Origin of the sequence: Nocardioides sp. (genome assembly GCF_050699375.1) — a bacterium.
Lineage (GTDB): Bacteria > Actinomycetota > Actinomycetes > Propionibacteriales > Nocardioidaceae > Nocardioides.
Genome location: NZ_JBOHDN010000229.1, coordinates 13,231 through 38,985, shown reverse-complemented (window position 1 = coordinate 38,985; position 25,755 = coordinate 13,231). Strand labels below are relative to the sequence as shown.

The following is a 25,755-nucleotide window of genomic DNA, read 5'->3' as shown; positions in this document are numbered from 1 at the left end:
TTCCCAAGGAGATAAGCCGTGAACAACCACCCCTCACCGCCCCCCGACCTGGCGCTGCCGCGGCGCCGCTTAGTCGTATCCGCGCTCGGCGTGGTGGCCGTCCTTGCGCTGGGTTCGCTAAGTGCCTGTTCGCTGTTTGGGGCAGAATCAAGTACCAACGCTGAGTGTGGCAATGGCAAGACCTTGACCATCTCGCTTCCCGAGGAGCCCACCAGCTTGGATGGGAACTACGACACCCTCGTCGTACCAGCGCAGGTCAGTGCCAATCTGTACGACGGGCTCTTCACACTCAACGAGGATCTCGATCCGGTCCCGAACCTCGCCGCCGACTACACCCAGCCGGACGCGACGACCTACAAGATGACGTTGCGCGACGACGTGACGTTCCACGACGGAAGCAAGTTCACTTCCGCCGACGTCATCAACTCGTTCGATCGCATCACCAAGGACAAGAAGCTTGCGTCGAAGCAGACCACCTATGTCAGCAACATCGCATCGATCAAGGCTGACGGGGAACATGCCGTCACTTTCAAGCTGATCGAGCCGGACGCGAGCTTCGTCAAGACCCTAGCGTCGCTGCTTTACATCACCCCCAAGGCCGCGACCGACGAACTGGGGAACGCGAAGTTCGCCACGAACCCCGTGGGAAGCGGCCCCTTCAAGTTCTCCGAGTGGGTGAAGGGCGACCACCTGACAATGGACGCCAACTGCGACTACTGGCGCGGCGAACCGAAGGTCAGCCGGGTTGTGTGGCGCTTCATCAGCCAGCCCGCCACGGCGCTGGCAGGCCTGGAGAGCGGCCAGATCGACATGGTCCCGTACGTGAGTCCCGACCTCGTCGAGTCTTTGAAGTCGAACCCCGACTTCGAAGTCACCACGGTGCCTGGAGTTCGCAGCTTCTTCGTGCAGATGAATTCCTTCGAGGGACCGACCAAGGATCCCCGAGTCCGCCAGGCGCTCAACTACGCCATCGACAAAGAGGCGATCGTCACTGACCTGCTGAAGGGCGCAGGCCTGCCGAGTGGACAGCTCGCCACGCCGGCCGTCTTCGGGTACAACCCCGCCGTCACGCCCTACCCGTACGACCCGGAGAAAGCCAAGCAACTCCTCAGCGAGGCGGGCTTCGCGAATGGGCTCACACTCACCATCTACAACGACAAGGCCGTCAACAACCTCCCTTGGCAGGCTGTGGGAGAACAACTCAAGAAGGTCGGCATCAACGTGCGCCTCAAGACCGATGCCAACTACTTCCCCAACACCTTCCTCGAGAAGAAGATGGGCGCCAACGAAATGTACATGGCAGGCTGCTCGAGCCTGGCCCTGGACGCGGACTTCTGCATGGGGCTGACGTTCGACTCCAAACGACGTGGTCTCTACTTCAACTCACCCGAGACCGATCAGCTCATCACCCAGGCGCGCGGGGAGCAGAGTGAGGTCGCGCGGCAGAAGATCTACGACGAGCTCATGGTGGAGCTCCATGAAGCCGCTCCGGTTCTCTTCCTCTACTCGTCGGTGGACACGTACGCCAGGTCCAGCCAGGTCTCGTTCACGCCTCGAAGCGACCAGAAGCTTTGGCTCTGGAACGCCAAGAAGTCCTGAGGCGCTTCCTATGTTGCTTCGAGTATTGAGACGCCTCCTCCATAGTGTGTTGGTCCTCTTGGGCCTCTCCATAGTGGTCTTCGGACTACTCGCTCTGGCTGGTGATCCGGCCGCCAAGCTTTCGTCTCCGGACGCCACTCCAGAGGAGATCCAAGCGTTCCGCGAAGCCCAAGGCTTCGACCGCCCCCTGCCAGTGCAGTATCTGTCGTGGCTGGGCCGCGCCGTTCAAGGCGATCTGGGCTTCTCCTACCGTCACGGCGTACCGGCCTTGGAGGTAATCCTCGCCAGCCTCCCAGCAACGCTGACCCTCATCGCCGCCTCGCTTCTCGTGGCGCTGTTGATAGCCATTCCGGTGGGGATCTTGGCGGCCGTCTACCGCGGATCCCGATTCGACCGGCTGGTCATCTCTGCAGCTGTCTTCACCCAGTCCATCCCGCTGTTCTGGCTCGGCATCGTGATGATCTTGTTGTTCGCTGTGAAGCTACGTTGGCTTCCTGCATCCGGCGGCGGTGGCCTGGAGTATCTGGTGATGCCGGCGTTGGCACTTGGCGCCTTTCAAGTCGGCACCTTCGCTCGACTTCTGCGCTCAAGCATGGTCGAGATCATGGACTCAGAGTTCGTCCGCACAGCACGGGCAAAGGGCCTTCCGCGACGTCGAGTGGTGCTTCTTCACGCGCTGAGGAATGCCGCGATCCCCGTCGTCACCGTCATCGGCCTACAACTAGGCGAGCTCTACGGCGGGACGGTGATCACCGAGACGGTGTTCAGCTGGCCAGGCGTCAACAGGCAGGCCGTGCACAGCATTACCAGCAATGACATGCCCGTGGTGCTCGCGTACATCCTCGTCATCGGCGGCCTGGTCCTCATCACCAACCTCGTCGTCGAGGCTCTCTATGGCGTGCTCGACGTTCGCACCCGAGACAAGGTCAAGGCATGAACACAAAACGCCGCTCCAAGTGGCAGTTCTACATCCCAGCGGCGGGACTAGCCCTCATCACGCTAATCGCCATCATCGCCCCCTGGATCGCACCATACGAGCCGACCGCCCAATCACTCTCTGATCGCCTGGCGCCGCCGATCTTCAACGGCGGAACGTGGGCCCATCCACTGGGTACAGACGACCTGGGGCGCGACTTGCTCAGCCGCATAATCTACGGCGCACGCGTATCGATCGTCGTGGGCGTGCTCGCGGTCCTCGTGCGCATGGTCGCCGGCGTCGTGATCGGGCTTGTCGCCGGCTACTTCGGTGGTCCCATCCGCTCCATCGTGCTTCGTCTCGGTGACGTGCAGATGGCCCTGCCGAGCCTGGTCCTTGCCCTCGGCATCATCGCCGCAATCGGACCCGGATTCACCAACGTCGTGTTGGTGCTCGGCATCACTGGATGGATCCTCTACACGCGGCTGGTGGTAGGCCAAGTGCTGTTGATCCGAAACCTCGACTACGTCAACGGCGCGAGGCTCTTGGGCGCCAGCCATATCAGGGTGCTCCGCAAGCACGTGCTGCCGAACATCGCACCATCCATCATCGTCTACGCCAGCCTCGACGTCGGAATGATGATGTACATGGAGGCCTCCCTGTCCTTCATCGGCCTCGGCGTTCAGCCGCCCACGCCGTCGTGGGGAGGCATGACGTCAGCTGGCGAAGCCTTCCTCGCCAACCAGTGGTGGATCGCAACCTTCCCGGGCGCGGCACTGCTGATCACCCTCGTACTGGTCAACGTCTTCGGTGAACAACTGCGTGACCGCCTCGATCCGCGCTTGCAGCGCTTCTAACACTCTGAAAGGCACCCCAATGCTCATCCTGAACAACGGTCTCGTAGTCAACGGCGATGGCCGAACGGCGCCGTACAACGGCTCGGTCTTGATCGAGGGCGATCGCATCGCAGCAGTCGGCCCCGACAACTACACCGGCGGCGCAGACGACACGGTCATCGACCTCGAAGGCAGGCTTCTCATGCCCGGAGCCATCGACGCGCACGTGCACGCCGTGGCACCCGGGCCGAGGTTCGCTAGCGGAACCCCCGGAGTTTCCGTGGAAGAGGCGCTGGGCAATCTCCGCCGCCACCTCAGCCAAGGGCATACGACCGTCGTGGATCTCGACGGCTTCAAGCTCCCGGAGGAGACTGCCCAAGTCCAGGGCCGGCAGTCAGTGCGCGTGGAGAGCAGCACGGTCCACTTCGAGCCGATGTTCGCAGCTGCGGACGCATCGGACGGCACAGCTCTGAGAGACGAGCACCGGGCTGCGACTGCCGCTCAGATGGTCGAAAGCGGTGCTGTCGTCATCGGCGAGGTTGGGGCAGGCATGACGCTTGGCGGTGGCGGCCAGGACTACATGTACATTCCCGCCGCCATCGAGGAAGCTACAGGAGTTCGACTGGGCCCCAACCCATCGAAGGAACTGAAGTACGCGGTGCTGGGCCGACACATCCGACCAGGAAACCCTGACCGGGACAAGCTTGAGGAGCTTCTCCTCAAGTACGGTCTGAACGGTCGCATCGACGTCGACAAGATGATCACCCTCATCGAAGAGTCAGTGATGCCAAGTATCCAGGTGGCTCTGGACGGTCTGGTGGTCTCGGCGCAGTTGGCCGTTGACCTCGGAGTTCCCACACTCGTCCACAACTCTGCTGCCTCTGACGAGGCGGCACGAGAGGCGGCGCGGATCGCGGGGACGCTCTTCATCGGTGGCCACACCAACCACGGCACGTTCAGCGCCGAGGAGTCAGTGGCCAACGCACGATACGTCAAGGACCAGGGCGGCTTCGTAGAGGTCGACACGTTCGACGCGTGGGGCCGCAAGGAACTGCACGACACGCCCGAACACCTCATCGCTCTGATGCAGGCGGATCTTATCGACATCATCGCCACCGACTATGCGGCTGGCCACTGGGACGGCATGTTCGAGATGGTCGACGCCATCTCCCGTGTCGGCTTGGCCACCCTCCAGGAGGCCGTGGCGATGGCCACCGGAAACGTCGGCAAAGCCATCCCCCGTATCGGGGCCGACCGTGGACAGCTCAAAGCCGGCCAGCTCGCCGACGTCGTGGTTTCCGCACAGAAGAGCCCCGCGGACGTCAGGCTCGTCATCATCGGCGGCGAAATCGCCCTGTCCCGCGACGGCCTCAACATCGCGAAGCCGGGACAGTGATCGAAGCAGGGGCGGTGATCACCGAAGACGCCACAAGGTCACTCGCCGAACACTGCGACAACATCGCGCGCGGTTCCCTCGCGAACGAAGTGGAGCGCCGTGCCCGGCATTGCGTCCTCGACCATCTAGCGTGCGCACACGTCGGGGCAACCCTGGGACATGTGCAGCCGCACTATGCGGTGATGGCCTCGATCGCCGGGATACCAGAGGCGATGACCGCCGATGGGAAGCGACGACCGGCAGTGCTGGCGGCATACCTCAACGGTGCCGCCGCGAATGGGCTGGACTACGACGACATGCTGCGCGGTCACCCTGGTGCGCCCATCGTTGCCGCAGCTCTTGCTGCGGGCGAGAGGGCCGACGCCACGTTGGAGCGCCTGCTCAAGGCCGTCGCGGTCGGCTACGAGGCACATTGGTTGCTGACCACCGCCGCCAACCCTTCTTCTGGCCGGCTGAGCCAGGTGCGTGGGTCCGGTGCGTTCGAAGCGATCGCAGCCAGCCTGGCGGCCGCCGTGATCACTGACTCGTCGCCCGACCGCCTCAGGCGTGTCATGGGAGTCGCAGCCACCCACTCGACAGTGCCCTTCGTTGGCAAGTGGTACGAACGTCCGGTCCCCACGGTCAAGAACAATGCAGGATGGAGCGCCGCAGCGGGCATCCTTGCCGTAGACCTCGTGGACGCAGGCGCCGGCGGGATTCTCGACGCACTCGACGGTCCCTCGGGATTCTGGCGCATGGCAGGTAGCGACCGTTGGCTCTGGGAAGAAGCATTCGCTGAGGTGACCGAACCCGCGGTGCTGCGCACCGGGTTCAAACGCTTTCCAGCCTGCTGGCACACCCAGCAATACCTCCTGGCACTTGAAACGGGACTTGGCGACCTTCCCCATGAGCGGAGCGTCCACCACATACAGATCCAAGGCCCCCCCGATCTGCAGAAGTTCGCTGAGACACAGGTGCTCGGACCCGCCGACGTCGCCTTCAGCATCCGAACCCTCAGCGCCATGCTCGTCCTAGGCGTCGAACCCGGGCCAGCATGGGTGAGCCCGCAGTCGCTCGAAGCGGCAGCACACATGATGCATCGGATCGAGGTGACAGTCGGCCAAGATCGCCAGATCCGTCTGACCCTGGACAACGGTCACGTGATGTGTCTGCCCGTGCGAGAGGACGACCACTCGCGACCACACGACTTCGGACTTTCAGAACAAGAAGTGCGGAACAAGTTCGATCGGCTCCTGACGCCCAAGATGCGGGCCGAGGACCGCGACAAGCTCCAACGGTCGATCATCGGCGGCAGCCCGTTGCTTCAGATCGCCGAATTGGTCGACCACCTCAGGGCCTAATTCGGGTGCCCCGCCTGTTTCGGTCGTCGCCGTAGCTCGGGCGGGGGCAACGACGTCCGTAGGAAGGACCTGCATGATCAGCGTTTTCGATCTCTTCAGTATCGGACTCGGCCCCTCGAGTTCCCACACGGTTGGGCCGATGCGCGCCGGCGCAGACTTCGCCTCACGGTTGCTCCGGGGCCTAAGACCGGAAACCGTCGATCGTGTTCAGATTGACCTATTCGGCTCGCTCGCCGCTACCGGCCGCGGTCATGGCACACTGGCCGCAGCTGCTGCCGGGTTGACCGGAGTCCGACCAGAGACGATCGACCCCGATGAGTACGACACGCTCATCTCTGAGATCACGCGCAGCGGAAGCCTGCACCTTGGTGGGCACCTTCCAGTGAAGTTCAACTTCGACAAGGACATAACTCTTCGGCCGTCGACAGTGCTCGCTCGACACACGAATGGAGTTCGGTACACCGCGCGGGACGCTCACGGCGAAACCATCCATCTCGAGACCTACTACTCGATCGGTGGCGGATTCATCGTCCGGGACTCTGACGAGCCCTATGACGATGACGACGCCGAGGCCCCAGTACCGACGGCCAATTCGCATCACCCGACGTCCCTGGACTCGACGAGATCAGCTGCCGTCGAGTACGCCTCGGCGTTCGAACTGCTCCAACACTGTCGCGAGCGGGGCGTCATGATCAGCGAGATCATGCGGCGCAACGAGCTCACACAGAGGACGCCAGCAGAAGTCGAGGAGGGGCTGCAGCAGATTCGGCGTGCCATGGATGACTGTGTAGCCAAGAGCCTTCAGCGCACTGGATTCCTTCCAGGTCCGCTAAAGGTGCGCAGGCGCGCCAAGGACTGGTTCGACTCACTCAGTCGCGATGATCCGGGTCGCAACCCGGCCATGGCCAGCGACTGGGTCAACCTGGTCGCCCTCGCTGTCAACGAAGAGAACGCCTCCGGAGGTCGCGTCGTGACCGCTCCGACCAACGGGGCCGCCGGGGTCATCCCGGCTGTTCTACATTACGCAATGAACTATCTGCCTGCCTTCGCACAAGCCTCCGAACGGACTCGCTCCAAAGCCACCGCGCAATTCCTCTTGACCGCCGCCGCCATCGGCGTCTTGTTCAAGGAAAACGCATCCATCTCAGGGGCCGAGGTCGGATGCCAAGGAGAGATCGGCTCGGCGTCGTCCATGGCCGCGGCTGCGCTCACCGAACTGGCTGGAGGCAACCCCGAGCAGGTGGAGAACGCCGCTGAAATCGCCTTAGAGCACAACCTGGGGCTGACGTGCGACCCCCTCGGTGGACTCGTACAGATTCCCTGTATCGAGCGAAACGCCATAGCCGCTGTGAAGGCCATCAACGCCTCGCGAATGGCCATGCGAGGAGATGGGAACCACCACGTCAGCCTCGACCAGGCCATCGAAACGATGCGCCAAACAGGGGCCGACATGTCCGAGAAGTACAAGGAGACCTCCCAAGGAGGGCTCGCTGTCAACGTTCCGCTCTGCTGACCAGCGGAGCAAGAGCCGAACGGAGGAGCCTGCCAGGCCCCCCGCCTCCTTTGTGTGCGGCCGGGCCTGGCAGGAGGTCAGCCGAGGACGTCCGCGAGCGTGACGGAGTCGATCCCGACCGCCTCGCCGACGGGAGCGTTGGTCAGCTGGCCGGCGTGGGTGTTGAGGCCCTTGGCGAGCGCGGCGTCGTCACGCAGCGCCTGGGTCCAGCCCTTGTTGGCCAGGGCGACGGCGTACGGCATGGTCGCGTTGGTGAGCGCGTAGGTGGAGGTGTTGGGGACCGCGCCGGGCATGTTGGCCACGCAGTAGAAGGTCGAGTTGTGGACCTGGTAGGTCGGGTCCGCGTGGGTGGTGGCGTGGGAGTCCTCGAAGCAGCCGCCCTGGTCGATGGCGATGTCGACGAGCACCGAGCCGGGCTTCATCCGTGAGACCAGGTCGTTGGTGACCAGCTTCGGCGCGGCCGCGCCCGGGATCAGCACGGCGCCGATGACCAGGTCGGCCTGGAGCACCTGCTCCTCGAGTGCGAGCTTGTTCGACGCGAGTCCGTGGACCTGGTTGGAGTAGCGCCAGAACGACATCCGCAGCTTCTCCAGGTCGGTGTCGAGCAGCGTGACGTCCGCGCCCATCCCCAGAGCGATGTTGGCGGCGTTCTGCCCGGAGACGCCGGCACCGATGATGACGACCTTGGCGTTGGCGACACCGCCGACACCACCCATCAGGGTGCCGCGGCCGCCCTGGGCCTTGAGCAGGTTGTAGGCGCCGACCTGGGGCGCCAGGCAGCCGGCGACCTCCGACATCGGGTAGAGCAGCGGCAGCGCCCGGTTGGGCAGCTCGACGGTCTCGTACGCGATCGCGGTGACCTTCTTGGCCAGCAGCTCCTCCGTCAGCGGCTTGTCGGCGGCGAGGTGGAGGTAGGTGAACAGGGTCAGGCCCTCGCGCAGGCGGTGGTACTCCTCCGCGACCGGCTCCTTGACCTTGAGCACCATGTCGGCGTTGCCCCAGGTCTCGTCGGCATCGCCGAGGATCTTGGCGCCGACCGCGGCGTAGTCGCTGTCCGGGATCGAGGATCCGAGGCCGGCACCGGCCTCGACGAAGACCTCGTGGCCGTTGGCCACCAGCTCGTGGACGCCCGAGGGGGTGATCGCCACCCGGTACTCGTGGTTCTTGACTTCCTTGGGTACGCCGATTCTCATATCATCGATTCTGAAGACAATGTTCGCAGCAGCGCTACAAAACCGCCGAAAATTCTCTAGAATCGATCCGTGTCTCCTGAATCTTCAGAATCGAGCCGAACAGGCAACAGGCGACCGAACAATGTTCGGACACCGCGGAGCGGGTTGGAGCGCCGCACGATCGAGAATGCATCCCTCGACGATGTGGATCAGATCCTGCTCGAGGAGCTTTCGATCGATGCTCGGGTCCCAAACAACGCGCTCGCGGCAAAGGCGGGCATCGCGCCCTCGACGTGCCTCGCGCGGATCCGGGCATTACGAGAGCGCGGTGTCATCCGTGGGTTTCACGCCGACATCGATCCGGCGCTGGCCGGGCGGCCGCTTCAGGCGATGGTGGCCGTACGGATCCAGCCGACGGCGAGGAACAGGCTCAACTCCTTCCTCGGACATCTCTCTGAGTTGCCTGGCGTGCTCAACGTCTTCTTGCTCGGTGGGGCGTATGACTTTTTCGTCCATGTCGCGGCGCCGGATTCTGTCGCACTGAACACGTTCGTTGTCGAACATTTGAGCAGTATCCCGGATGTTGCCCTCACCGAGACGAACCTGATCTTTCAGCACGCCCGATCACCTCGTTTCGGGTAGGCGAATTGAAACCGCCTGCCGTGCTGGAAGGTATGACATGATAAGAGTCATTATCATGTATACGTGACGACTCCGGATCAGCCGCCAAAAACGACGACTGGTGAGCCCGTCCCCACCGACGAGCTCACCAGAATCCACGATACGTTCCTCCATCCCCTCATCGATGCGCCACGCGAGAGCCAGGCCGTCATCCTCGCCCAGCGGTACCTGCTGTCCTTCGACGCTGCACACACCCGCCGCGCCTACGGTCGCGACCTCAAGGACTGGTTCGGCTGGTGTCAGCTGCTCCACCTCGACCCGTTGGAGGCGAACCGGGCCGCGGTCGACGGGTACGCCCGCCACCTCGCCACCCGTCCCGACAAACCAGCCAAGCCCGCCACGATCAGCCGGCGGATGTCGACCCTGTCGGGGTACTACAAGTACGCCCTGGCCGAGACCGTGATCGAGAAGAACCCGCTCGAGCACGTCAAACGACCGAGCACACCGGCCGACTCGCCCACCCTGGGACTCGACCGCGGCGAAGCCAAGGCCCTCCTCGCGGCGGCCAGCGATCACTCGCTGCGCTCGCAGGCACTCGTGACGCTGCTGCTCCACGACGGGCTACGGATCAACGAGGCACTCGGCGCGGACCTCGAGGATCTCGGCTCCGTGCGGGGACATCACACGCTCTCGATCATCCGCAAGGGCGGGGCACGGCGTGATGTCGTACTCGCACCCTCGACCGCCCAGGCCATCGACGCCTACCTCGCGGACCGCGAGACCGGGCCGATCTTCATCACCAAGACCGCGCGCCGGTGGGATCAGGGCGCAACCTACAAGACCATCCAGTCCCTCGCCCGGCGCGCGGGCATCGAGCACGCCGACAGACTCTCTCCTCACTCTCTGCGGCACACCTTCGTCACCCTTGCCCGCGAAGCCGGCGTCCCCCTGGAGGACGTCCAAGACGCCGCTGGCCACGCCGACCCACGCACCACCCGTCGCTACGACCGAGGCCGACACAACCTCGACAGGCACCCGGCCTACGCCCTCAGCGCCTTCCTAGCCGACTAAGGCCAGCGGCGCCGTCGCGCTCCCCCCGCTCCGAGTTGGCCCGGACCTCCCGAGGGCACCGAGCGTGCCGCCGAGTGCTCTTGAGTTGTGCGCTCGCCTCTAGCGATCCCGTCGTCGACGCGCCCGAGCTGGAGCCGTTCGACCCCGAGGGCCAAGGGCAGGTCTGGATGGCCCTGATGATGTGGTTCGCCCTCAAGTGCGGCGCGATCGAAGACGTCGTACGCCGGGAGGCGGGCCCCGGCGGGCCCGCTCAGTGGATTCATACGCGAGGGTCCTCGCCCCGCGACCCAGTACCCGCGAGCCAGGAGCCAGCCGCGAGGACCTTGGAGACCATCTCCGGCCCGTACAGCACCAGAACCATGACGCCCGCGGCGAGAACGACCGGCTGCCACAGCGGCAGCCCAGGCAGCCACCGGCTGATGGCCACGAAGAGTACGCACAACCCGCTGAAGACCAGCAGGGCAAGCCACCACGGCGGCCTGGAGACGGGGCTCCCGGTTTCATCTACCATCGTTTGATTTCTCTTCCGTTGTGAGGATTGAGGATCTTCGGCGGCGGCACCCCTGCACGGGCGCCGCCGCCCCCTGGTCTGCTGCACAGGTTTCCCGACGACAGGTCGCCGCCCCTGGCAGACCTGCGACAAGGGAGAGACCGACAGCCTCGGGCTCCTGCCCGGACCGCGCCGTTCTGGTTGGTGCTCGCCTACTGGTAGGTCAAGGACCGGTGTAGGACCCACGCAGACGTGGGGAAAAGTTGTTTCGCCGAGGCCGTGGGATCTGTGCGGGTGCTAGACCTACAAGTCAACTGAGAGCACCAGCAAACCGATGAGCGATCGGTCTTCACGACCGAAGCGACACCCGCACGCGCGTACGGGCAGGGCAGCCACGAAGCATCGCTGTCCGGCCCCATTACCAAAGGACTACCGGTGGGACACACCGATGGATCAACCAACAAGCCCCGGGCATCCGGGGGCGTCACGGATGCCCACCAGCGCCGCCTGGCGGATCAACGTCTCCGCGACGCACTTGCGGCAGAGGGGTTCGTCGGCCCCAATTACGACCGGTGGAAGAGCGAGATGACCGCGTACGCACTGAGCGTGCTGAACGGATGGCTGGCGAGCGGGGCTGTCTTCGAGATGCTCGCTGCGCGTGGTACCGGGCTGGCAGTGACCGAGAAGCAGCGCCGCGCCCTCATGGCTGACAAGGATGAGCGCGAAGGGATTGTGCACGAGGTCGTAGCCCAGGCACTCGTGCGTTTCCGTGAACGGGAGCTCGTCACGGGTCGCTGGTCTGCCGAGGGCGGGGCCAGCTTGGCGACCTACTTCATGGAGGGAGCCATTTGCAATGAGTTCCCGAACAGGTTCCGTGCCTGGCAGAGAGACTTCAGCCGTCGCGCCGAGCCCTGTGAAGACGAGGTTCTCGAGCCCATGTGTTCCGGGCCGCCCAGCGCCTCGATGTCCCTCGCAGTCGCGTTCGACTCTGGCCTGACAGACCCTGAGTGGATTGTGATGAGCAAGGACGGGTGCGACGCGATTCTGGCGGAGCTGAGTCCACGGATGGCCAGGATCTTCCGGTACCGAGCTGACGGGTACAGCTACGCCGAAATCGCTGAGCTAGAGGGTTCAACACCCGCGGCCATCACCGAGGCGGTCGGCCGAGTACGACGCCGCCTCCGCGAAGAACGAGACGAGAGAGCCAGCTTGAACGACGACGACAGGGGAGGGGACGCACGATGACGAACAACGAGAGCCTGGACTTCTCGCTCCTGATGGCCGAGTCCTCACTCGGATCACAAGGTGCCCAGGAGCTAATCTCCCGCACTGAACCAACCGAAGTGAGCCGAGTGCTGGAAACCGCTCGGGTAGTCGAATCTCTAACGAGCAGCACTCGGGACGCTCGCCGTAGTGATCGATCCGAGTTCGAGGTCAAGATCGAGCCCGTTGGCGACGGCACGTGGCTGCTCATGCTCGGTGAGACCCCTCGGAGAGACTCCGCGTCTCCGGACAACGAACACACGGACATCTACGTCCGCGACATCACCCCAGTCATGCGCCCGACCTGTACGTTAGACGCGGACGCCCTCGCGGACGCCCTCCGCGCTCGCCTCAACCGCGATGGCGCCTCTCCTTGGCTGACTCGTGTGGGTTTCGTCGGGGTAACGGCCTGTGACGCCGCAGGGATCACCCGCCGCACGCTGGATCACTGGGATCGCACGGGACTCCTAAAGCCGAGCCTGCGGAGCGCTACTGCTGATTCCGATGATCTGCAGCGGTACTCATTCCGCGACGTCCTGACCCTCAAGGTGATCAAGCGCCTTCACGACGCCGGCATCTCACTCCAGCAGATCCGTGCCGCCGTCCAACACCTGCAGGAACGCAGCGCCGACGACCTGACCCGCGTCACCCTGATGAGCGACGGCGCCTCGGTCTATGAGTGCACCAGCAACGACGAGGTCATCGACCTGCTCCAGGGCGGGCAAGGTGTGTTCGGAATTGCCCTCGGTGGCGTGTGGCGCGAAGTTGAGGCCAAGCTCTCCGAACTCACTGGGAGCGCGTCACAACCAGCCGCCGAGCTGGCTGAGGACGTGTCCGATGAGTCACTAAGAGAGGACATGTCCACGAGTTGCGGGTCACGGGATGGTTCCTGAACTGCCAGCGGTCGGATGATGAGCGCTATGAACGCTGATCAGGTCATCGCTCTAGTCGGGGTTTGCTCCGGAGCCGCGGGCTCAACCCGCTGTTTTGGACCCACGTCGCTCCGTACGGCGAAGTCCGGCTGAACATGAGCCGCCATCATGCCGACCAACGCTCAATCAGGCCAGCACCTCGTTTGCCGCTGGTGACACGTTTCTTACCGGCACCCCCAGCGGCAAAGCATATCGCCTGGGCGAGCTAGGCATGGCGAAGATGGTCGCGGCTTACCGCACCGCTGAAGGCAACCTCTTCGCAGTCTTCGAGATCAAGTCCAACGTTGACGGTCTTGGAATCAACTACGACACCAACTACATCGCACCCGACGGGCGCCAAACTCAGAACGGCGGCACCACCGGGCCGAGCGAGGTGGGTAAGGGAGCGGTCGCGAACGCAACCATCTTGTTCGAGGGAGCCGAGTTCGGGGGTAGGATCCGCCTCAACGTCTTCGCCTCCAAGGGCAACTACGGCATCACCAGTGCCGAGTTCAAGATCAAGTAGCGGCGCGGCTCGGGCCCGCTCTCTGGCTGGCTTGCCGACGAGTGCTCCCCTGAGCCGACCACCGCCAGGAGGAGAGGGGTGTCTAGCTCGAGGGTCGACAGGCGCCGGCGCGAACCATCGCCAGCGATTAGGACGTAGCCGGCCCCGCCGGGGCCGGAGGGTTATTTGTTGAACTGGGGAAGTTGCGGCGCCCGCTTCCGTCGACGCTCGTCACGGAACTGCTGGATCCGAGACTGACTGGCCTTCTCTGCAGCCTCGGCGTTCCGCGCCTCCTGTCGGGCACGAGCGGAAGCACGCTCGCTGGCGTCATAGTGCGCCCATGCGCTCAGAGCGTGGCCGGCCGCGGCGACCTGGTCCGAGGTGATCTCTCTGCCGTCACCGCCACGCATGGCGGCGTTCAGGAGCCCGACCGCATCGGCGGCCAACTGGTCCATGTCTCGAGTGGTCGGACGAGGGTCAGCGCTGCTGGCCCCTTCGGGGGTGATGATTCCCATCGGACGCTCTTTCTCTTGGGCTGACGGTAGGGGTAGGTCGGCGGGGCTGACTAGTTCGGAGTTCCAGGCGCCCGGTGGGTCACTGCCACCACTTACGGCTGGGTGGCTTCCTGGTGGGGGCGGCGGTGCTCGGCTGGCTGCGCATCTGCGCCCGAGTGACCTGCCGCTCCAGGCTCTCCAGGCGGCCCTCCAGGTCTTCGACGATGCTGCGCACCTGGAAGTCGATGGTCTCGACGATGCCGGGCACCTCGGCTTGGTCGACCTCGCCGTCGACCGCGCGAGAGAATGCGTCGTAGAGCGTCGAGGTCAGGTCGGTGATGTGCTCACTCGTGGACATCAGTCAGCTCACGTCCTGAGTCCGCAGGTCGTCGTAGCGGTCCGCACCTCGACGAGGGTGCTCACCGGATAGATCCACAGGGCTAGGTCGTTCGGCCGCGACCGACTCACCGAGTTGAGGGCTCATACATATGAGTGTGACCCGGACCACCGACATTCTCCTGCCGGCGCAGCGCGTGTTCCCTTAGAGCGAACACGCGTTCGACCGGTGAGGGTGACCTCCGTCGCAAACTTGTCGCCGTCCTCGAGCTGGAAGGGACGCAGGCCGAGTAGATCCGCTCGGTCGAGGCGACGCGCGTCGTCGACTAGGCCCTACCAGCTGCTGAAATCAGCTATGGCCGGTGCCGGCGCTGCGCCTGGCCCGCGAGAACTTCCTTGCGCTCGGACGTGCCCCCTCTGCCTGGCAGCACTCTCGCGTTCGGCGATCTCCCGCTTGTAGTGGTCGGTCTGTCGATACGCCTCCCACTCATCGGGAGTGCCGTGGGTCTGGCAAGGTTTGACACCGTCGGCACGCCTCATGCGGCACGGCTTTCCGCTCACGGTGAGCCTGCCGCAGAGAGTGACCTGCTTGCTCGACGGGGCGGAGCCGTCGCCTTGGCGCCACTGCGTGTCCGTCGTCGACCTTGGCTCTCTGCCTTCGACCGTCTGCGCCCCGATCCGAGCGAAGATCTCGTGAGCCAACTGAACCTCGGCCTCGGTTGGAGCTGCGGCCTGACGTGCCCTCACATCGAGGGCAAAGCGGACGTCTTCGTCGCTGGGTCGGGCCGTCATGAGATCGGAGAGGTTGACCCGGGCGGTCACTTCAACGACCAGCCTCTCGTGGCGCGCAGTGTCACGCTCCCCACCGCGACGACCACCACCCCAGCAACGATCACGACCGCTCCTTGGGCCGCGAGCATGCCGCCAACCTGGACGATGGCGGCGAGGATCATCACCAGGCCGCCGAGAAAGACGATGGTGTCCGTGTCGTGTGCGGTGCTCATGGCTGCTCCTCGTTGAAGGTGTCGTGGTACGGCCATCTGCTGAGGCCGAGGAGCTGCCAGCCGTCGGGGACCCTGGCGTCCACCGCTGAACGGGCCTCCTCATACGTCGCGCGGGTAACGCTGATCTCCTCGCGTCGGTCATCGTCGACGCCGACGACGGGACGAGGCCGTGCGGAGGCGTAGAGCGTCACCAAGTCAGATTCGGAGGCCACGACCAGGATGGTACGTCGTACACTCGCTGTCCTAAGGGGTCGATCCAAGCAAGTCTGGAGACGACCCCTTTGCCATACCCGCAGAACCAGCCGGCGGCTCGTCGGCAGGAGCGCCGTTACCCGCCGACGCCCTACCGGCCGCACAGCGCGGCCACCGATACCTACCGCACTGCGTACGACCTCGGCGTGAAGCACCTGGGCGCCATCTCCGGTCCCTCGGTCCTGCGGTACGAGGCTGGTCTCAAGCCTGGATCGCCTGAACAGCGCGGCTACCGGGACGGGGTCACTGCCGCGTGGATCCGGCTGCAGAAGCTGAAAAAGTTCGGGCGGGAGCAAGCGCGGCGCGACCTGGTAGAGGCCATCGAGGAGGGTCGGCGAGAGGCCCATGACGAACGCCCTTACTGACAGAGCAGAGCAGGGGCTCGGGACCCGGCCCCGACAGGGGCATCAGCTATCCGGGTGTCCTGCTGTTGTCCCGAGCAGCGCTGCGGTTGGCTGCATGGCGGATAGCGTTTCGGCGATCGTCGCGGCGGCCGCGCGTGACTCGGCCGCCAGGTTCTGCAGCTCAGTAACCTGGCCGTGGTCGGCGCCGCTCTTCGCGAGCCATTCCACGAGTCGGCCTTCCCCGAGTTCTTCGAGCTCGGCGCGGCGCAGCCGGTCCATCTCCTGCTGCACGGCGAGCACTTGGTCGCGGTACTGCTCCAGAGCCTTGACCCTGTCGTGGGTCGAGTCGAGCAGCGCTCGATGCACGCTCGCCGGGGCGTGGTTTCCGCCGGTCGTGCCCGAGGTCACCACCCGAACCCGTTCGGAGATGAGCTGGACTTCTTCGACTAAGTCGACGCGTACACGGTGAGTGTCGAACATCTCCAGCGCCCAGACTTCGCTCCCGGCCACGTCGGTGGCAGCCTGTCGCGCTCGGTTGAGTAGCTGGCGTCGATCCCAGCCCATCGGTTGCTGACTCACGTTCCGAGAGACAATCGCCAACGCCCGACGCTGGCGAGTTACCGCGGGGATCGGCACGCGGAGCTTGAAGAAGTCGTCGAGATCCCGCGGGACATCACCCATCCGTGCGTAGGCGTAGGCACAGGCTCCTCCGAGGAACATCAGCACGAGGAAGGCGGCGAGCCAGCCGTTCGCGATCGTCTTCAGCACCTCGGAGTCGGTGAGGTTCGCGGCCAGAAACAAGCCGAACATTCCGGCGACCGCGGTGATCCAGGCCTTGGTTGCGATCCCGCCGACGGGTGTGGACTCCTCTCGAAGTTGTCGACCATCGGCGAGCGCGTCGGCCAGCGCGTTCATGTCTGGCATCGCCAGACCCGCCTCGGCGAGCTCGTCGCGGCACTGAGCCATGTTCAAGACGGAGACCGCGTCGCCACGTGCGGCCCGCGCCAGCTGCTCCACGACGTCGTCGGTCGGTTCGGCGTCCTCACTCGAGGCGATGAGGCTTGTCCCGCTCACCTCGACGAGATCCGCCTCGTCCTCGCGCGTGCTGATGTCCCGGCTCATCGCTTCTTTTGCTCCCCCTCCGCCCCGAGCTGGGGCGCCTTGTCGAATGCTCAGCGTTGAAAATCGTCCCGTGTCGAACGCCTGTTCACAACCCCGACTTTTACCCAGCCGCATGGCGTTGACGACGAGCCTTCGAATCGCTCCGCTTAGCGGTAGCGAACCTGCCGCCTCATGCTGAAGACGTGGTGGTCGGGTGTGGCGAGCATGGCGTGGACCCCGATCGCCATCCACAGATCGATCGCCTCATCGACGGGCGAGATCGTGAACCCGAGTCGGCGGTAGAACGGTGCCCTATTAGGTTCACAGCTGCCGAGCACGATCATGCCGATGTTGCAGCGCCGGATGACCTGGAGAGCGGTCTGGACCAGGTCGGCGCCGATGCCGTGCCCACGTAGGTCTTCGCGTACGGCGACTGCCGTGATCTTCGAGATCCCCATCTGCGTCTGGAGGAGGATCTTGTGCGCTTCCCGGGGCGGGAAGCCGTCGATGATGGTGTTCAGGAAATTGTACGGCGGGCACACGGAGATCGAGCCGATCACTTCGTCGCTCTCGTCGACGGCAACCAGGGAGAAGCCGACGAGGATCTGCTCGTCGACCGTCTCCGGGTCGAGCGTGACCCACGCTTCTTGGAAGGCTTCCATGAAGCCCTCCTTCCCGTCGCGTAGCCCGGCCAGGATGGTCGGGCACGCAATCGGGACCGGCTTCGTGAGGTCGTTGGTCCCTTCGTCCTCGGTGGCCTGAATGATGTAGCGGCGAAGCACCGCGTCATCGTCCGGGCGCGCGATCCGGATCCGAGCCCCCGCGTGTGCGGGGATCCCGTCGGCCAACGCCGGCCACAGCGTGCCTGCCTGCTTCAGCTGGACCGTAGCGCTGCGGGCAGCGACCGAGGTCTGACGGCGTGCCCTGTTCCGTGCGCCTTTCCCCATCAGTACGCCCCGCCATTCAGATCAGGGGCCACCGCGACGGAGATGGTGCCCGTGCCCACCTCAGCGAAGTAGGTCGGTGCGGTCGTACGCTCGCCGAAGTCGACTGTCGGCGCCACGATTAGCTCGCCGCGGCGTTGAGTCGGCACCTCCACCACCGCGCGGCCGCCGTACGTCGGGCCCCGGAACGTCCCAGGGGCCGCGACGATCCCGTACGTGACCTGCTCGTTCTCCAAATCGGCGCGATCGAGCATCAGGTCGACCAGCTCTATCGCGGTCATGCCTGGCTTGCCGGAAGCATCTCGGCGGGTGCCCGTGCGCTGGAAGAGGTCGGTCTCGTAGTCCAGAACTGCGTCGACGATCCCTCCGAGACGGTCTCGCTCTGGTGTGTCACGGTCGGGGCCCCGACTGAACTTTGCGTAGTCGTAGATCGTTCTGGTGAGCTGGGCGAGTAGTTGAGCTCGCTCCAGCTGGTCACTCGTTCCGAGCGCGGCTCGCACCGCGCCGATGGCTCGTTCGTGCTCTGGCTTCATCGGTGTCCCTCTCGTCTGTTCGCAGGTTGGATGGCTACTTGGAGCGGCTGCGGCCCCGGCGCGGCGCTTGGCCAGTGCGGTCCGGCCGGGCCGTGTAGCCCTTGCGTCCGTTGGTCGCTTGCGCGAGCGCGTCACTGGTCGACATCGCGAATCCGTGACCGGACCCGACCCGGGCCTCCCGGGCCTGCTGGGAGACGTCCGTCAGGTCCGAGGAGTCGGCCCTGTTGTACGGCCGCGGCGGCTCACCTGTCGTTCGACCCTGCTCGGGCACAGCTGGCGGTTCCTCCCACCAGGTGTGAGCGATCATGCCGTCCTCGGTTGGGATGCCGTGCTCCTCGATCTTGCTGGCGTACTCCTCGCGTAGGTCGTCGAGACGGCGCTCTACCGGCCTGGCCATGTCCGGATCTGCCGCATCGGCGAACAGATCCAGCTCTGCCTCGGTCCGGACGATCTCGACCTCGAGCTCGCCCATGCGGTCCCGCAAGTCCGGCGGAGGCTCAGTGCTGTCCCCAGGCGCCGGCGCCGCGGCGTTGGTGGCCTCGGCACCGGTCGCCGTGTCGACGAGCTCGCGGCGCCGGCGCTCGGCCTCTTCGGCGAGGAGTCTGGCCTCGATCGGGTCGTCCAGCGTGGCGGTGACGCGGGCGACGAGGTCGTTGAGGCCACTTCGTGCTTCGCGGTCTCGCGATGCCAGTGCCTCGCCGTGGGTCATCAGATAGCGGTCGACCACCACCTCGGCCGCTGACGGTGCGTCGTCGAGCGTTGACATCGTCGAGCGCATCAGACCTGGGTAGTGTTGCCAGGCCGAGGCGGGGTCGCCTTCCGGGACCACCACGTGTCGCGCGTGCGCACCCTGTTGCGCGAGCGCGAAGTAGTCCTGTTCGGTGGCCATCTGCCCGGCGGCGTCGTTGTCGTTGGCCAGCCACACCCGGCCATCGACCGCCCGGTTTGCGATCTGTGTGGCCTGCGTGTTGGACATTGCGGTGCCCAGAGGCGCCACCCCTGCGGCTTCGCCATCGCTGGCCAGGCTCGTGGCGATCGCGTCGAAGGCGCCCTCACTACGTACGATTCGGGCGCCGGCCGGAGCCTCGGCGAGCCCGAAGACGTGCTCTGACTTCGTGAAGGCCGCGGTCGATGGCGAGTTGGTGTACTTCGGCGCGCGCTGGTCGCCGGACAGGTCGCGGCCGACGAACCCGACGACGTCGCCGTCGCGGTCGCGGATGCCGATCATGGCGCGGTCGCGGAAGTAGTCGATCACGTTCCCCTTCGAGGACCGGCGGCCGAGGCCGGAGGCGAGGATCTCCTCATCGGTGGCGCCGTGACCCTTGAGCTGGTTGGTGAGGTTGGTCCATCCCGGAGGCGCATATCCCAGCGCCCACGGTCCGTCGACGACGCCCTCGCCGAGGCGGTCAACGAAGTACCGCTGACCCGTAGTGCCCGGTCGCATGTTTCCGGCGAAGTAATCCTGCGCGACCCGGTTCAGCTCGAGGACTCGCTCCCGGGTCAGGGTCGGCGCGGCGTACGCCTCGCCCACCACCGTCGCTTGCGGTGCGGGCGCCGAGGCCGCCGCGGCGCCCTGCGCCTGCGGCAGCCCGGGGATGACCCGGGCCGGCGTGATCGGCTGCGCCGCCTCCTGAGCGCTCCGGGCCTTGTCCTCAGCCTTCCTCGCAGCCTCGGCGTTGTTGGCGGCACGCTCGGTGAGCGCGCCGATGACGTACTCATCGGGGTTGATCCCGTGCTTTTGCCGGATCTGCTCGCTCAGCTGTGCTGCAGCTGCCTGCGCGGCCAGATCACCCGATGCTGCCCGCGAGCGGGCATCGCGCCAGGCCTGGGAGATCTCCTGCTGCGAGGCCGTCGAGAACTCGCGATCGTCAACCAGCCGAGCCCACGCCGGCGTCTGCTCCGGATCGGCGGCGGCCGCCGGTGTCACCTGCGTACGCAGCTCGCCCATTCCCGCGGCCGCCATCGCGACCTGGTGCTCCTCGAGATCACGCAGTCCCCGCTCCTCGGCACCCTCGTCCCAGAGCCGCTCCAGAGCGGCGTCTCGCGACTCGTGGTCGACCTCGCCCGCGGTCGTTCGCCACTGCTCGGGGTCGAAGTCGTCCGTGCGGCCCGTGTAGGCGGCCCATGCCTCCCACCGGGACCGGTCCGGGAGTGCGCCGGTCTCGGCGTAGGTCTGCCAGTCCGCGTGAATCCGTTCCTCGGCTGGTGAGGAGGGGAGGTCTCCGGTTGGGGACAGCTCGTCCCGCTGTGGAAGTTCGGTGTGAGCACGGTAGTAGAACGGTGCGTTCTCCTGTGCGAGATCGAGTGTCTCCTGCATCGTCAGAGCCGTCGGCACCTGCGTCTGCTCAGGCAGGGTCGCGAGGTTGGTCTGCTGCAGCAGCACCGACGGGTGCTCGCCGAAGGCCGTCTTGATCCGGGCGGCCAACTGCTCCTCGGCTGCCTTCGCCAGCGGGTCCATGGTCGACCAGCCCGCGGCGACGGCCCAGACCCGCGAGGCCTGGGGACCGTCGGCCTTCTCGACCGCTTGGGGTCGCAGCCATGGCACGTACTGCTGCCGGGCCGCGTCTCGGTGCGTCAGCCACTCCTGCCGCGCTTCGGCGGCGGCCGCGCGGGACTCATCGGCGCTGCGTCGCGCCGTACGCTCCATGATCTGCGCGAGCCCAGTGACTGCGGCACGCAGTGCGCGGTCCATCTCGTGACCGACCTCGAACTCATCAGACATTGACCTCACCCGTTTCCTTGTTGACCGTCCCGTTCATTTCGTAGGCGCTGAGGTCGTACTCAGCGTCGTCACGCTCACCCGGCTCATCGCTCGCGGTCTCGCTGCGCCCGTGGACCAGCGCGTCTCCGTTGACCTCGAATAAGCCCTCGGGCGGGTTCGCCACCGTCCACGGCGGCCGCGGGTCATGGATGTGGTCGTTCTCGCGGGCGTTGCAGCCGTGGAAGACCCCGTGCGGGGCGGTCAGGGCCCGCATGTGTACGTCGAGGTGATCTCGGATCCAGGTCGACAGCGAAGGTGGCGGCTGCAGCCGCATCACCTCGAACGCCTCCCACGTCGCCTCGAGACGGGTGATCGCCTCGGTGTGCTCCCACCACTTGGTGCACCACACGCCGGCGTAGCTCTCGCCGAGCTTGTGGATCCAGTTCGGGACGACGTACTCCTCCACGAACACCGGCAGCGACGCGAACCGCTGCTGCGGCGCCTCCTCCGGCTCCGCGGTAGGAGCAGTCGTCTTGGCCTGGTCCAGGTCGGCGCCGGCCTGCTCGACCGCGGTGGCGGTGACCTCGAGCCCGGCTTTGGCCCGGGCCAGCCGCTCCACCGCACGGGTGTAGGAACGCTTGGCTCGGTTCAGCTCCTCGCGCGCTGCTGCCTTCTCCCACTCACGCAGTTCCGAGTCGGCCTCGAAGTCGTCCACCTTGAATTCCGCGACCGCGACCGCGCCCTCGGCATCAGCGAGGCCATCCTCAGCCGCATCGTGCTCCGTCTCGGCAGCCTCCGCGGCCTTCTCGGCGACAAGGAGTGCCTCCTGTGCTGCGGTGACCAGGTCAGGATCCGGTTCCACCGGTGAGTCGCTCGGTCCGGCGGCCGTCGGAGTCAGCTCCTCGGGCTCGTCGCTGAAGTAGTCGTCGTTGCGCTCCATGACACTCCCCTCCCCCCTCCGGCCTTCTCGGCGCTGTGCTTGCTGAGCTCGACGACGTTCGAGGCCGCGCCGTCATCGACGGCGTCGGTCAGGTCAGCGTCGCCGTTGCGTTGGAACGCGGCCTGGCTGGCCTTGATGCGCTCGGCGTCCTCGCGCTCGGCGAGGTCGACCAGCTGCAGCAAGATCGGGCGATGCCCGGCTGCGAACAGCACTGCGCGGCCGGTCGGCAGAGCACGCAGATCGGCCTCGGTCAGGATCTTCTCGTCGCGGTTGTGGTGCGAGGTCGACCGGTGGCCGCGGCCCACGGTGACTGACCCGTCTCGGATCTGGCGATCGCCGATGAGAGCGGTCAGGTCGTGCAGGTGCTCGGCGTCGTTGAGGCCTCGGCCGACCACCGCGATGTTGGCGGCCGACCACATCATCGCGAAGCCCTCCTTGCCCCAGGCCCGCTCGGCCTGGCGCTTGGACTGGAGGATGACCTCGAGAATGATGCCCTTGCTGCCGGCGTGTGAGTACAGGCCGGGGAGCTCGGGCCAGCGGCACACGTTGGCCGCCTCGTCGAGGACGAACATGATCGGGGTTGCCACCCGGCCGCCGGAGCGCTCGGCGAGCTCCTCGCTAGCGGCGTAGGTGGCTGCCGTGAGCGCGCCGGTGATCGCCCGGGCAGATCCGGCGCCCTCCTTGGAGAGCAGGTACAGGGTCTGTCCCGTGCGTACGAAGTCGGTCGGGTTGAACTCCGGTCGGTCATCGTTCGGGCCGGTGCGGGTGATCCACGGCAGGTAGGCCGGGTTCCGGAGGAACCCCACCGCCGAGCGGGCGGTGCCGTAGATGCCCGAGCGCTCGTCGGGAGCCGCGTCGATCTTGGCCTCGACGTTCTGAGCTGCGGCACGCAGACCGTGACGGCGCAGGATCTCCAACGGGTCCGGGACACCGGACCTGCCGTCGGGGAACTGCAGCCACTCCAGCACCCGCGTCACCGGCTCCTCCCCCACCGCGGCCGCCATCAGGAGATCCGCAAGGAGCTCGCGGCCCATCGGCTCGAAGTACGCGTCGGTGGAGGAAGCGCCGTCGCCACCGGTACGCGAGGCCAACCAGATGCTGGCCAGCTCCTCGGCACGGGCGAGCGAGGTGACGAAGCTCAGCGGGTTCCACCACCACGTGGCGCCCTCGCCATAGATGTCTTGAGGGTCCTGGATCCAGCAGCGGCCCAGCTCCGAGCGAGGCCCGCGGGTGAGGTAGACGATGTCGGGCTTGTTCGACGTCGTCACGGCCGCACCGCGGTGTTCGACCAGGTGCGGCACGGCCACCGAGCGGGTCTTACCCGCACGGGTGCCCATGACCCAGATCTGCGACCACTCATAGGTCGAGGCCAGCCACTGGCTGGTCAGGACCGCCTGGCCCAGGCGTACGCCCCAGCCCGCCGCCTGCGCGCCGAGCCGCTCGGTGTCCTCGGCCACCTTGTCCAACGCAAGACCGGCGATATCGGCGCGGGCCGACATCGACGAGGCGAGCGGGTCGGTCCACTGTCGACCGGCCAGCCCCTTCCGCACCATGCGGCCAATCACAACCACCCCGGCCACGAGGAGAGAGGAGAGGAGAACCAGCCACATCGTGGCTAGACCCGACCACCGTCCCCCGTCGCCCCGGTCGAGAAGCCACGGGACCGGGCCGCCCTGACCGTGGCCGGCGAGAGCAGCCGAGGTCCACACGATCGCGAACCCGATCAGAAGCAGCATCACCACTGCGGCGGTGATGAAGAAGGCCCAGGCTTCGCCGTTGCCGATGCTGGCCCGTTTGTTCGGTCTGTCGTTGAAGATCGTCATCGCGTCCTCCTGGCTCAGTACGTCGCGCTGTCGAGGTCGTCTACGTCGTCGGCGCCGGCGCGCTGCATCGCCTCGATCTGGTCGGCCCAGGCGCGGTTGGTGTCGTGGACTCCGGTCTCGACGTCGAGGAGGTCGAGCTTGAACGGCACACCGGCCTTCTTGCCGACCTTGAACAGGAACTTCCCCCGGCCTCGCGGGGGTGCCTTCTCCCCGGTGACCGGATTGACCTGGCCGCCCTCGGCCCAGCTGGTCAGCAGGTCCTTCTCGGTGCGAGAGAGCGCGAAGACCTCCTCGAGGTTGCCCATCTCGCCGGGGTTGAGGCCGCCGAGATAGACGATCTCGGAGCGCGACACGAAGCCCCAAGCCTTCGCGGTGGCCTGATCATCGTGGACCTTGAGGTCATCCATGCCGTGGGTGCACAGCAGCTGACCCAGACCCAGGGTCCTGTTCATACGGGTGATCTCATCAACCCGGTCGACCATGAACGGAGCCGCACGCAGCGCACGCCACAGCTCATCCATGATCAGCAGGTAGGTACGCCGCGGCGCCAGACCGGCGTCCGCAAGCGCCTTGGCTCCCGAGACCGCGGTCGACCCGTAGGACCAGCACACCAGCTGGACCCCGGCCTGCAGGATCGGGTCCATCTCCTCGAACTCGGACAGGTCGAAGACGACTGCCCGATCCAGGTGCAGATCGGTCGAGGTCGGTTCGGCGAAGACACGGCCGAAGGTCTCCGAGCCGCCGTCGAGCGCGTTGAGCGCGTCGACCAGACGCTGCACCCGCTCGTCGTAGCGAGCGTTGTCGCCGTGGTCGCCGGCGAACCGGCGAAGCGCGGGCTGACGGCCCTCGATGATCCGCAAGATGTCGTGCACGACAGGGACCCGATCGGGATTGTCGTTGTCCCAGACTTCCATCGCCCTGGAGAGCACGCTGCGCTCATGGGCGACCAGGTCGCTGCCCAACGCGAGCGCGCACAGTCCCTCCATGACGTTGCTGCGTCGACCACGCATGTTGGCCCTCACCCGGGCCCGCACGTCCTCGGGCAGGTCAGTGAGGCGCTTGCCCAGCGGCCCCGGGTCGAGCGGGTTCACGAACCCGGAGGCACGGCCGAGCTTGATGACCTGCCCCTCCAGGCGCTTGACGAGGTCGACGTAGTCCGGCTTCCAATCCGAAAGCACGATCGGCAACACGCCCTTGGCGGGCAGGTAGCCGGCGATGTGACGCAGCAGCGTCGACTTCCCGGTGCCAGGCCGCGCCAGGCAGAACGCCGAGGGGTTGTTGATCAGCCCTTCAGCGAAGTAAGAGACAGGATCACCGCACACCATCCCGCGACCCTCCAGATGCGGGCCAAGGGGCGTACCGATCAGCGCCAGCGATGACCCCACCCCGAACGGATACATTCCGCAGACCTGCACCGTCGGTGCCCGGAACTCCGGGGTCTGCGACACCTTGAGCGTCCTTCCGCCGCCGGGACGGGCCCAGCCCATCGGGCCCGGACCCGGGTCCACCTGCTGCGAGCGGGGCTTGCTCGAGCGCTGGGTCGCCTTGACCGGCGCGTAGAGCGCCTTTCGTTCACGCCGGGACAGGCTCCGGGTCGAGAACATTCCCTGGCCATCGGCCCTGTCGTCGTTGCGATCGCTTGATGTCATC

Annotated in this window: 25 protein-coding genes; 12 read left to right on the top strand and 13 right to left on the bottom strand. The window is 65.9% G+C overall.

Annotated elements, in window-relative coordinates:
• Positions 1-18: 18 nt before the first annotated feature.
• From ACRDPS_RS16720 to ACRDPS_RS16695, 6 genes are all read left to right on the top strand, one after another.
• The gene (locus ACRDPS_RS16720; RefSeq protein ID WP_431502785.1) at positions 19-1,599 is read left to right on the top strand and encodes an ABC transporter substrate-binding protein; all 1,581 of its coding nucleotides are present in this window, start codon (positions 19-21) and stop codon (positions 1,597-1,599) included.
• Positions 1,600-1,609: 10 nt separating this feature from the next.
• Entirely contained in the window at positions 1,610-2,536 is a 927-nt protein-coding gene (locus ACRDPS_RS16715) for an ABC transporter permease (protein WP_431502784.1), read from the top strand.
• Positions 2,533-3,372 carry an ABC transporter permease gene (locus ACRDPS_RS16710; protein WP_431502783.1) on the top strand — a complete coding sequence of 280 codons (840 nt, stop codon included), beginning with the start codon at positions 2,533-2,535 and terminating at the stop codon, positions 3,370-3,372. The genes ACRDPS_RS16715 and ACRDPS_RS16710 overlap by 4 nt, the downstream gene beginning before the upstream one ends.
• Before the next feature lie 19 nt (positions 3,373-3,391).
• Positions 3,392-4,747, top strand: coding sequence for an amidohydrolase family protein (locus ACRDPS_RS16705; RefSeq protein ID WP_431502782.1), 1,356 nt, complete (start codon positions 3,392-3,394; stop codon positions 4,745-4,747).
• 14 nt (positions 4,748-4,761) lie between these two features.
• Positions 4,762-6,087 carry an MmgE/PrpD family protein gene (locus ACRDPS_RS16700; RefSeq protein ID WP_431502781.1) on the top strand — a complete coding sequence of 442 codons (1,326 nt, stop codon included), beginning with the start codon at positions 4,762-4,764 and terminating at the stop codon, positions 6,085-6,087.
• A gap of 73 nt (positions 6,088-6,160) precedes the next feature.
• Complete coding sequence (locus ACRDPS_RS16695; RefSeq protein ID WP_431502780.1) at positions 6,161-7,600, top strand: L-serine ammonia-lyase; 1,440 nt, start codon at positions 6,161-6,163, stop codon at positions 7,598-7,600.
• A 77-nt stretch (positions 7,601-7,677) separates the two neighbouring features.
• Here ACRDPS_RS16695 and ald read toward each other — a convergent pair whose 3' ends face one another.
• Positions 7,678-8,793 (bottom strand): alanine dehydrogenase, encoded by a 1,116-nt coding sequence (gene ald / locus ACRDPS_RS16690; RefSeq protein WP_431502779.1) that lies wholly within the window; start codon positions 8,791-8,793, stop codon positions 7,678-7,680.
• A gap of 69 nt (positions 8,794-8,862) precedes the next feature.
• Between ald and ACRDPS_RS16685 the strand changes: the two genes are divergently transcribed.
• Positions 8,863-9,414: an Lrp/AsnC family transcriptional regulator gene (locus ACRDPS_RS16685; RefSeq protein WP_431502778.1), complete on the top strand. Its 552-nt coding sequence runs from the start codon at positions 8,863-8,865 to the stop codon at positions 9,412-9,414.
• Positions 9,415-9,477: 63 nt separating this feature from the next.
• Positions 9,478-10,464: a tyrosine-type recombinase/integrase gene (locus ACRDPS_RS16680; RefSeq protein ID WP_431502777.1), complete on the top strand. Its 987-nt coding sequence runs from the start codon at positions 9,478-9,480 to the stop codon at positions 10,462-10,464.
• Positions 10,465-10,723: 259 nt separating this feature from the next.
• Here ACRDPS_RS16680 and ACRDPS_RS16675 read toward each other — a convergent pair whose 3' ends face one another.
• Complete coding sequence (locus ACRDPS_RS16675; RefSeq protein ID WP_431502776.1) at positions 10,724-10,975, bottom strand: hypothetical protein; 252 nt, start codon at positions 10,973-10,975, stop codon at positions 10,724-10,726.
• A gap of 414 nt (positions 10,976-11,389) precedes the next feature.
• Between ACRDPS_RS16675 and ACRDPS_RS16670 the strand changes: the two genes are divergently transcribed.
• The 3 genes from ACRDPS_RS16670 to ACRDPS_RS16660 all read left to right on the top strand — a co-directional run bounded on the left by ACRDPS_RS16670 (position 11,390) and on the right by ACRDPS_RS16660 (position 13,654).
• Positions 11,390-12,199: a sigma factor-like helix-turn-helix DNA-binding protein gene (locus tag ACRDPS_RS16670; RefSeq protein WP_431502775.1), complete on the top strand. Its 810-nt coding sequence runs from the start codon at positions 11,390-11,392 to the stop codon at positions 12,197-12,199.
• Positions 12,200-12,510: 311 nt separating this feature from the next.
• On the top strand, positions 12,511-13,110 hold the full coding sequence (locus ACRDPS_RS16665) for a MerR family transcriptional regulator (protein WP_431502808.1): 600 nt from the start codon (positions 12,511-12,513) through the stop codon (positions 13,108-13,110).
• Between the two features lie 250 nt (positions 13,111-13,360).
• Complete coding sequence (locus ACRDPS_RS16660; RefSeq protein ID WP_431502774.1) at positions 13,361-13,654, top strand: hypothetical protein; 294 nt, start codon at positions 13,361-13,363, stop codon at positions 13,652-13,654.
• Between the two features lie 161 nt (positions 13,655-13,815).
• Here ACRDPS_RS16660 and ACRDPS_RS16655 read toward each other — a convergent pair whose 3' ends face one another.
• The 4 genes from ACRDPS_RS16655 to ACRDPS_RS16640 form a co-directional block, all read right to left on the bottom strand.
• Positions 13,816-14,088 carry a hypothetical protein gene (locus ACRDPS_RS16655; protein ID WP_431502773.1) on the bottom strand — a complete coding sequence of 91 codons (273 nt, stop codon included), beginning with the start codon at positions 14,086-14,088 and terminating at the stop codon, positions 13,816-13,818.
• A 139-nt stretch (positions 14,089-14,227) separates the two neighbouring features.
• Positions 14,228-14,485, bottom strand: coding sequence for a hypothetical protein (locus ACRDPS_RS16650; RefSeq protein WP_431502772.1), 258 nt, complete (start codon positions 14,483-14,485; stop codon positions 14,228-14,230).
• A 796-nt stretch (positions 14,486-15,281) separates the two neighbouring features.
• Complete coding sequence (locus tag ACRDPS_RS16645) at positions 15,282-15,467, bottom strand: hypothetical protein (protein ID WP_431502771.1); 186 nt, start codon at positions 15,465-15,467, stop codon at positions 15,282-15,284.
• Complete coding sequence (locus ACRDPS_RS16640; RefSeq protein WP_431502770.1) at positions 15,464-15,679, bottom strand: hypothetical protein; 216 nt, start codon at positions 15,677-15,679, stop codon at positions 15,464-15,466. Before ACRDPS_RS16640 ends, ACRDPS_RS16645 begins: the two co-directional genes overlap by 4 nt.
• Positions 15,680-15,748: 69 nt before the next feature.
• Here ACRDPS_RS16640 and ACRDPS_RS16635 point away from each other — a divergent pair, with 69 nt between their 5' ends.
• Entirely contained in the window at positions 15,749-16,084 is a 336-nt protein-coding gene (locus ACRDPS_RS16635; protein ID WP_431502769.1) for a hypothetical protein, read from the top strand.
• Between the two features lie 42 nt (positions 16,085-16,126).
• Here ACRDPS_RS16635 and ACRDPS_RS16630 read toward each other — a convergent pair whose 3' ends face one another.
• The 7 genes from ACRDPS_RS16630 to ACRDPS_RS16600 all read right to left on the bottom strand — a co-directional run bounded on the left by ACRDPS_RS16630 (position 16,127) and on the right by ACRDPS_RS16600 (position 25,754).
• A complete protein-coding gene (locus ACRDPS_RS16630) occupies positions 16,127-17,185 on the bottom strand; it encodes a hypothetical protein (RefSeq protein ID WP_431502768.1) in 1,059 nt (352 codons plus the stop codon).
• A gap of 146 nt (positions 17,186-17,331) precedes the next feature.
• On the bottom strand, positions 17,332-18,111 hold the full coding sequence (locus ACRDPS_RS16625; RefSeq protein ID WP_431502767.1) for a GNAT family N-acetyltransferase: 780 nt from the start codon (positions 18,109-18,111) through the stop codon (positions 17,332-17,334).
• Positions 18,111-18,641, bottom strand: coding sequence for a hypothetical protein (locus ACRDPS_RS16620; RefSeq protein WP_431502766.1), 531 nt, complete (start codon positions 18,639-18,641; stop codon positions 18,111-18,113). The genes ACRDPS_RS16625 and ACRDPS_RS16620 overlap by 1 nt, the downstream gene beginning before the upstream one ends.
• Positions 18,642-18,675: 34 nt before the next feature.
• Positions 18,676-21,363 (bottom strand): toprim domain-containing protein, encoded by a 2,688-nt coding sequence (locus ACRDPS_RS16615; RefSeq protein WP_431502765.1) that lies wholly within the window; start codon positions 21,361-21,363, stop codon positions 18,676-18,678.
• The gene (locus ACRDPS_RS16610; protein ID WP_431502764.1) at positions 21,356-22,282 is read right to left on the bottom strand and encodes a DUF4913 domain-containing protein; all 927 of its coding nucleotides are present in this window, start codon (positions 22,280-22,282) and stop codon (positions 21,356-21,358) included. The genes ACRDPS_RS16615 and ACRDPS_RS16610 overlap by 8 nt, the downstream gene beginning before the upstream one ends.
• Entirely contained in the window at positions 22,237-24,105 is a 1,869-nt protein-coding gene (locus ACRDPS_RS16605) for a type IV secretory system conjugative DNA transfer family protein (protein WP_431502763.1), read from the bottom strand. The genes ACRDPS_RS16610 and ACRDPS_RS16605 overlap by 46 nt, the downstream gene beginning before the upstream one ends.
• Positions 24,106-24,119: 14 nt before the next feature.
• Positions 24,120-25,754: an ATP/GTP-binding protein gene (locus ACRDPS_RS16600; RefSeq protein ID WP_431502762.1), complete on the bottom strand. Its 1,635-nt coding sequence runs from the start codon at positions 25,752-25,754 to the stop codon at positions 24,120-24,122.
• Position 25,755 lies beyond the last annotated feature (1 nt).

Excerpts from the sequence above, each read along its gene's own strand:
- ACRDPS_RS16715 (WP_431502784.1), top strand. The coding sequence starts at position 1,610 with ATGTTGCTTCGAGTATTGAGACGCCTCCTCCATAGTGTGTTGGTCCTC.
- ACRDPS_RS16710 (WP_431502783.1), top strand. The coding sequence starts at position 2,533 with ATGAACACAAAACGCCGCTCCAAGTGGCAGTTCTACATCCCAGCGGCG.
- ACRDPS_RS16705 (WP_431502782.1), top strand. The coding sequence starts at position 3,392 with ATGCTCATCCTGAACAACGGTCTCGTAGTCAACGGCGATGGCCGAACG.
- ACRDPS_RS16695 (WP_431502780.1), top strand. The coding sequence starts at position 6,161 with ATGATCAGCGTTTTCGATCTCTTCAGTATCGGACTCGGCCCCTCGAGT.
- ald (WP_431502779.1), bottom strand. The coding sequence starts at position 8,793 with ATGAGAATCGGCGTACCCAAGGAAGTCAAGAACCACGAGTACCGGGTG.
- ACRDPS_RS16675 (WP_431502776.1), bottom strand. The coding sequence starts at position 10,975 with ATGGTAGATGAAACCGGGAGCCCCGTCTCCAGGCCGCCGTGGTGGCTT.
- ACRDPS_RS16665 (WP_431502808.1), top strand. The coding sequence starts at position 12,511 with ATGCGCCCGACCTGTACGTTAGACGCGGACGCCCTCGCGGACGCCCTC.
- ACRDPS_RS16660 (WP_431502774.1), top strand. The coding sequence starts at position 13,361 with ATGGCGAAGATGGTCGCGGCTTACCGCACCGCTGAAGGCAACCTCTTC.
- ACRDPS_RS16655 (WP_431502773.1), bottom strand. The coding sequence starts at position 14,088 with ATGGACCAGTTGGCCGCCGATGCGGTCGGGCTCCTGAACGCCGCCATG.
- ACRDPS_RS16650 (WP_431502772.1), bottom strand. The coding sequence starts at position 14,485 with ATGTCCACGAGTGAGCACATCACCGACCTGACCTCGACGCTCTACGAC.
- ACRDPS_RS16645 (WP_431502771.1), bottom strand. The coding sequence starts at position 15,467 with ATGAGCACCGCACACGACACGGACACCATCGTCTTTCTCGGCGGCCTG.
- ACRDPS_RS16630 (WP_431502768.1), bottom strand. The coding sequence starts at position 17,185 with ATGAGCCGGGACATCAGCACGCGCGAGGACGAGGCGGATCTCGTCGAG.
- ACRDPS_RS16625 (WP_431502767.1), bottom strand. The coding sequence starts at position 18,111 with ATGGGGAAAGGCGCACGGAACAGGGCACGCCGTCAGACCTCGGTCGCT.
- ACRDPS_RS16620 (WP_431502766.1), bottom strand. The coding sequence starts at position 18,641 with ATGAAGCCAGAGCACGAACGAGCCATCGGCGCGGTGCGAGCCGCGCTC.
- ACRDPS_RS16615 (WP_431502765.1), bottom strand. The coding sequence starts at position 21,363 with ATGTCTGATGAGTTCGAGGTCGGTCACGAGATGGACCGCGCACTGCGT.
- ACRDPS_RS16610 (WP_431502764.1), bottom strand. The coding sequence starts at position 22,282 with ATGGAGCGCAACGACGACTACTTCAGCGACGAGCCCGAGGAGCTGACT.
- ACRDPS_RS16605 (WP_431502763.1), bottom strand. The coding sequence starts at position 24,105 with ATGACGATCTTCAACGACAGACCGAACAAACGGGCCAGCATCGGCAAC.
- ACRDPS_RS16600 (WP_431502762.1), bottom strand. The coding sequence starts at position 25,754 with ATGACATCAAGCGATCGCAACGACGACAGGGCCGATGGCCAGGGAATG.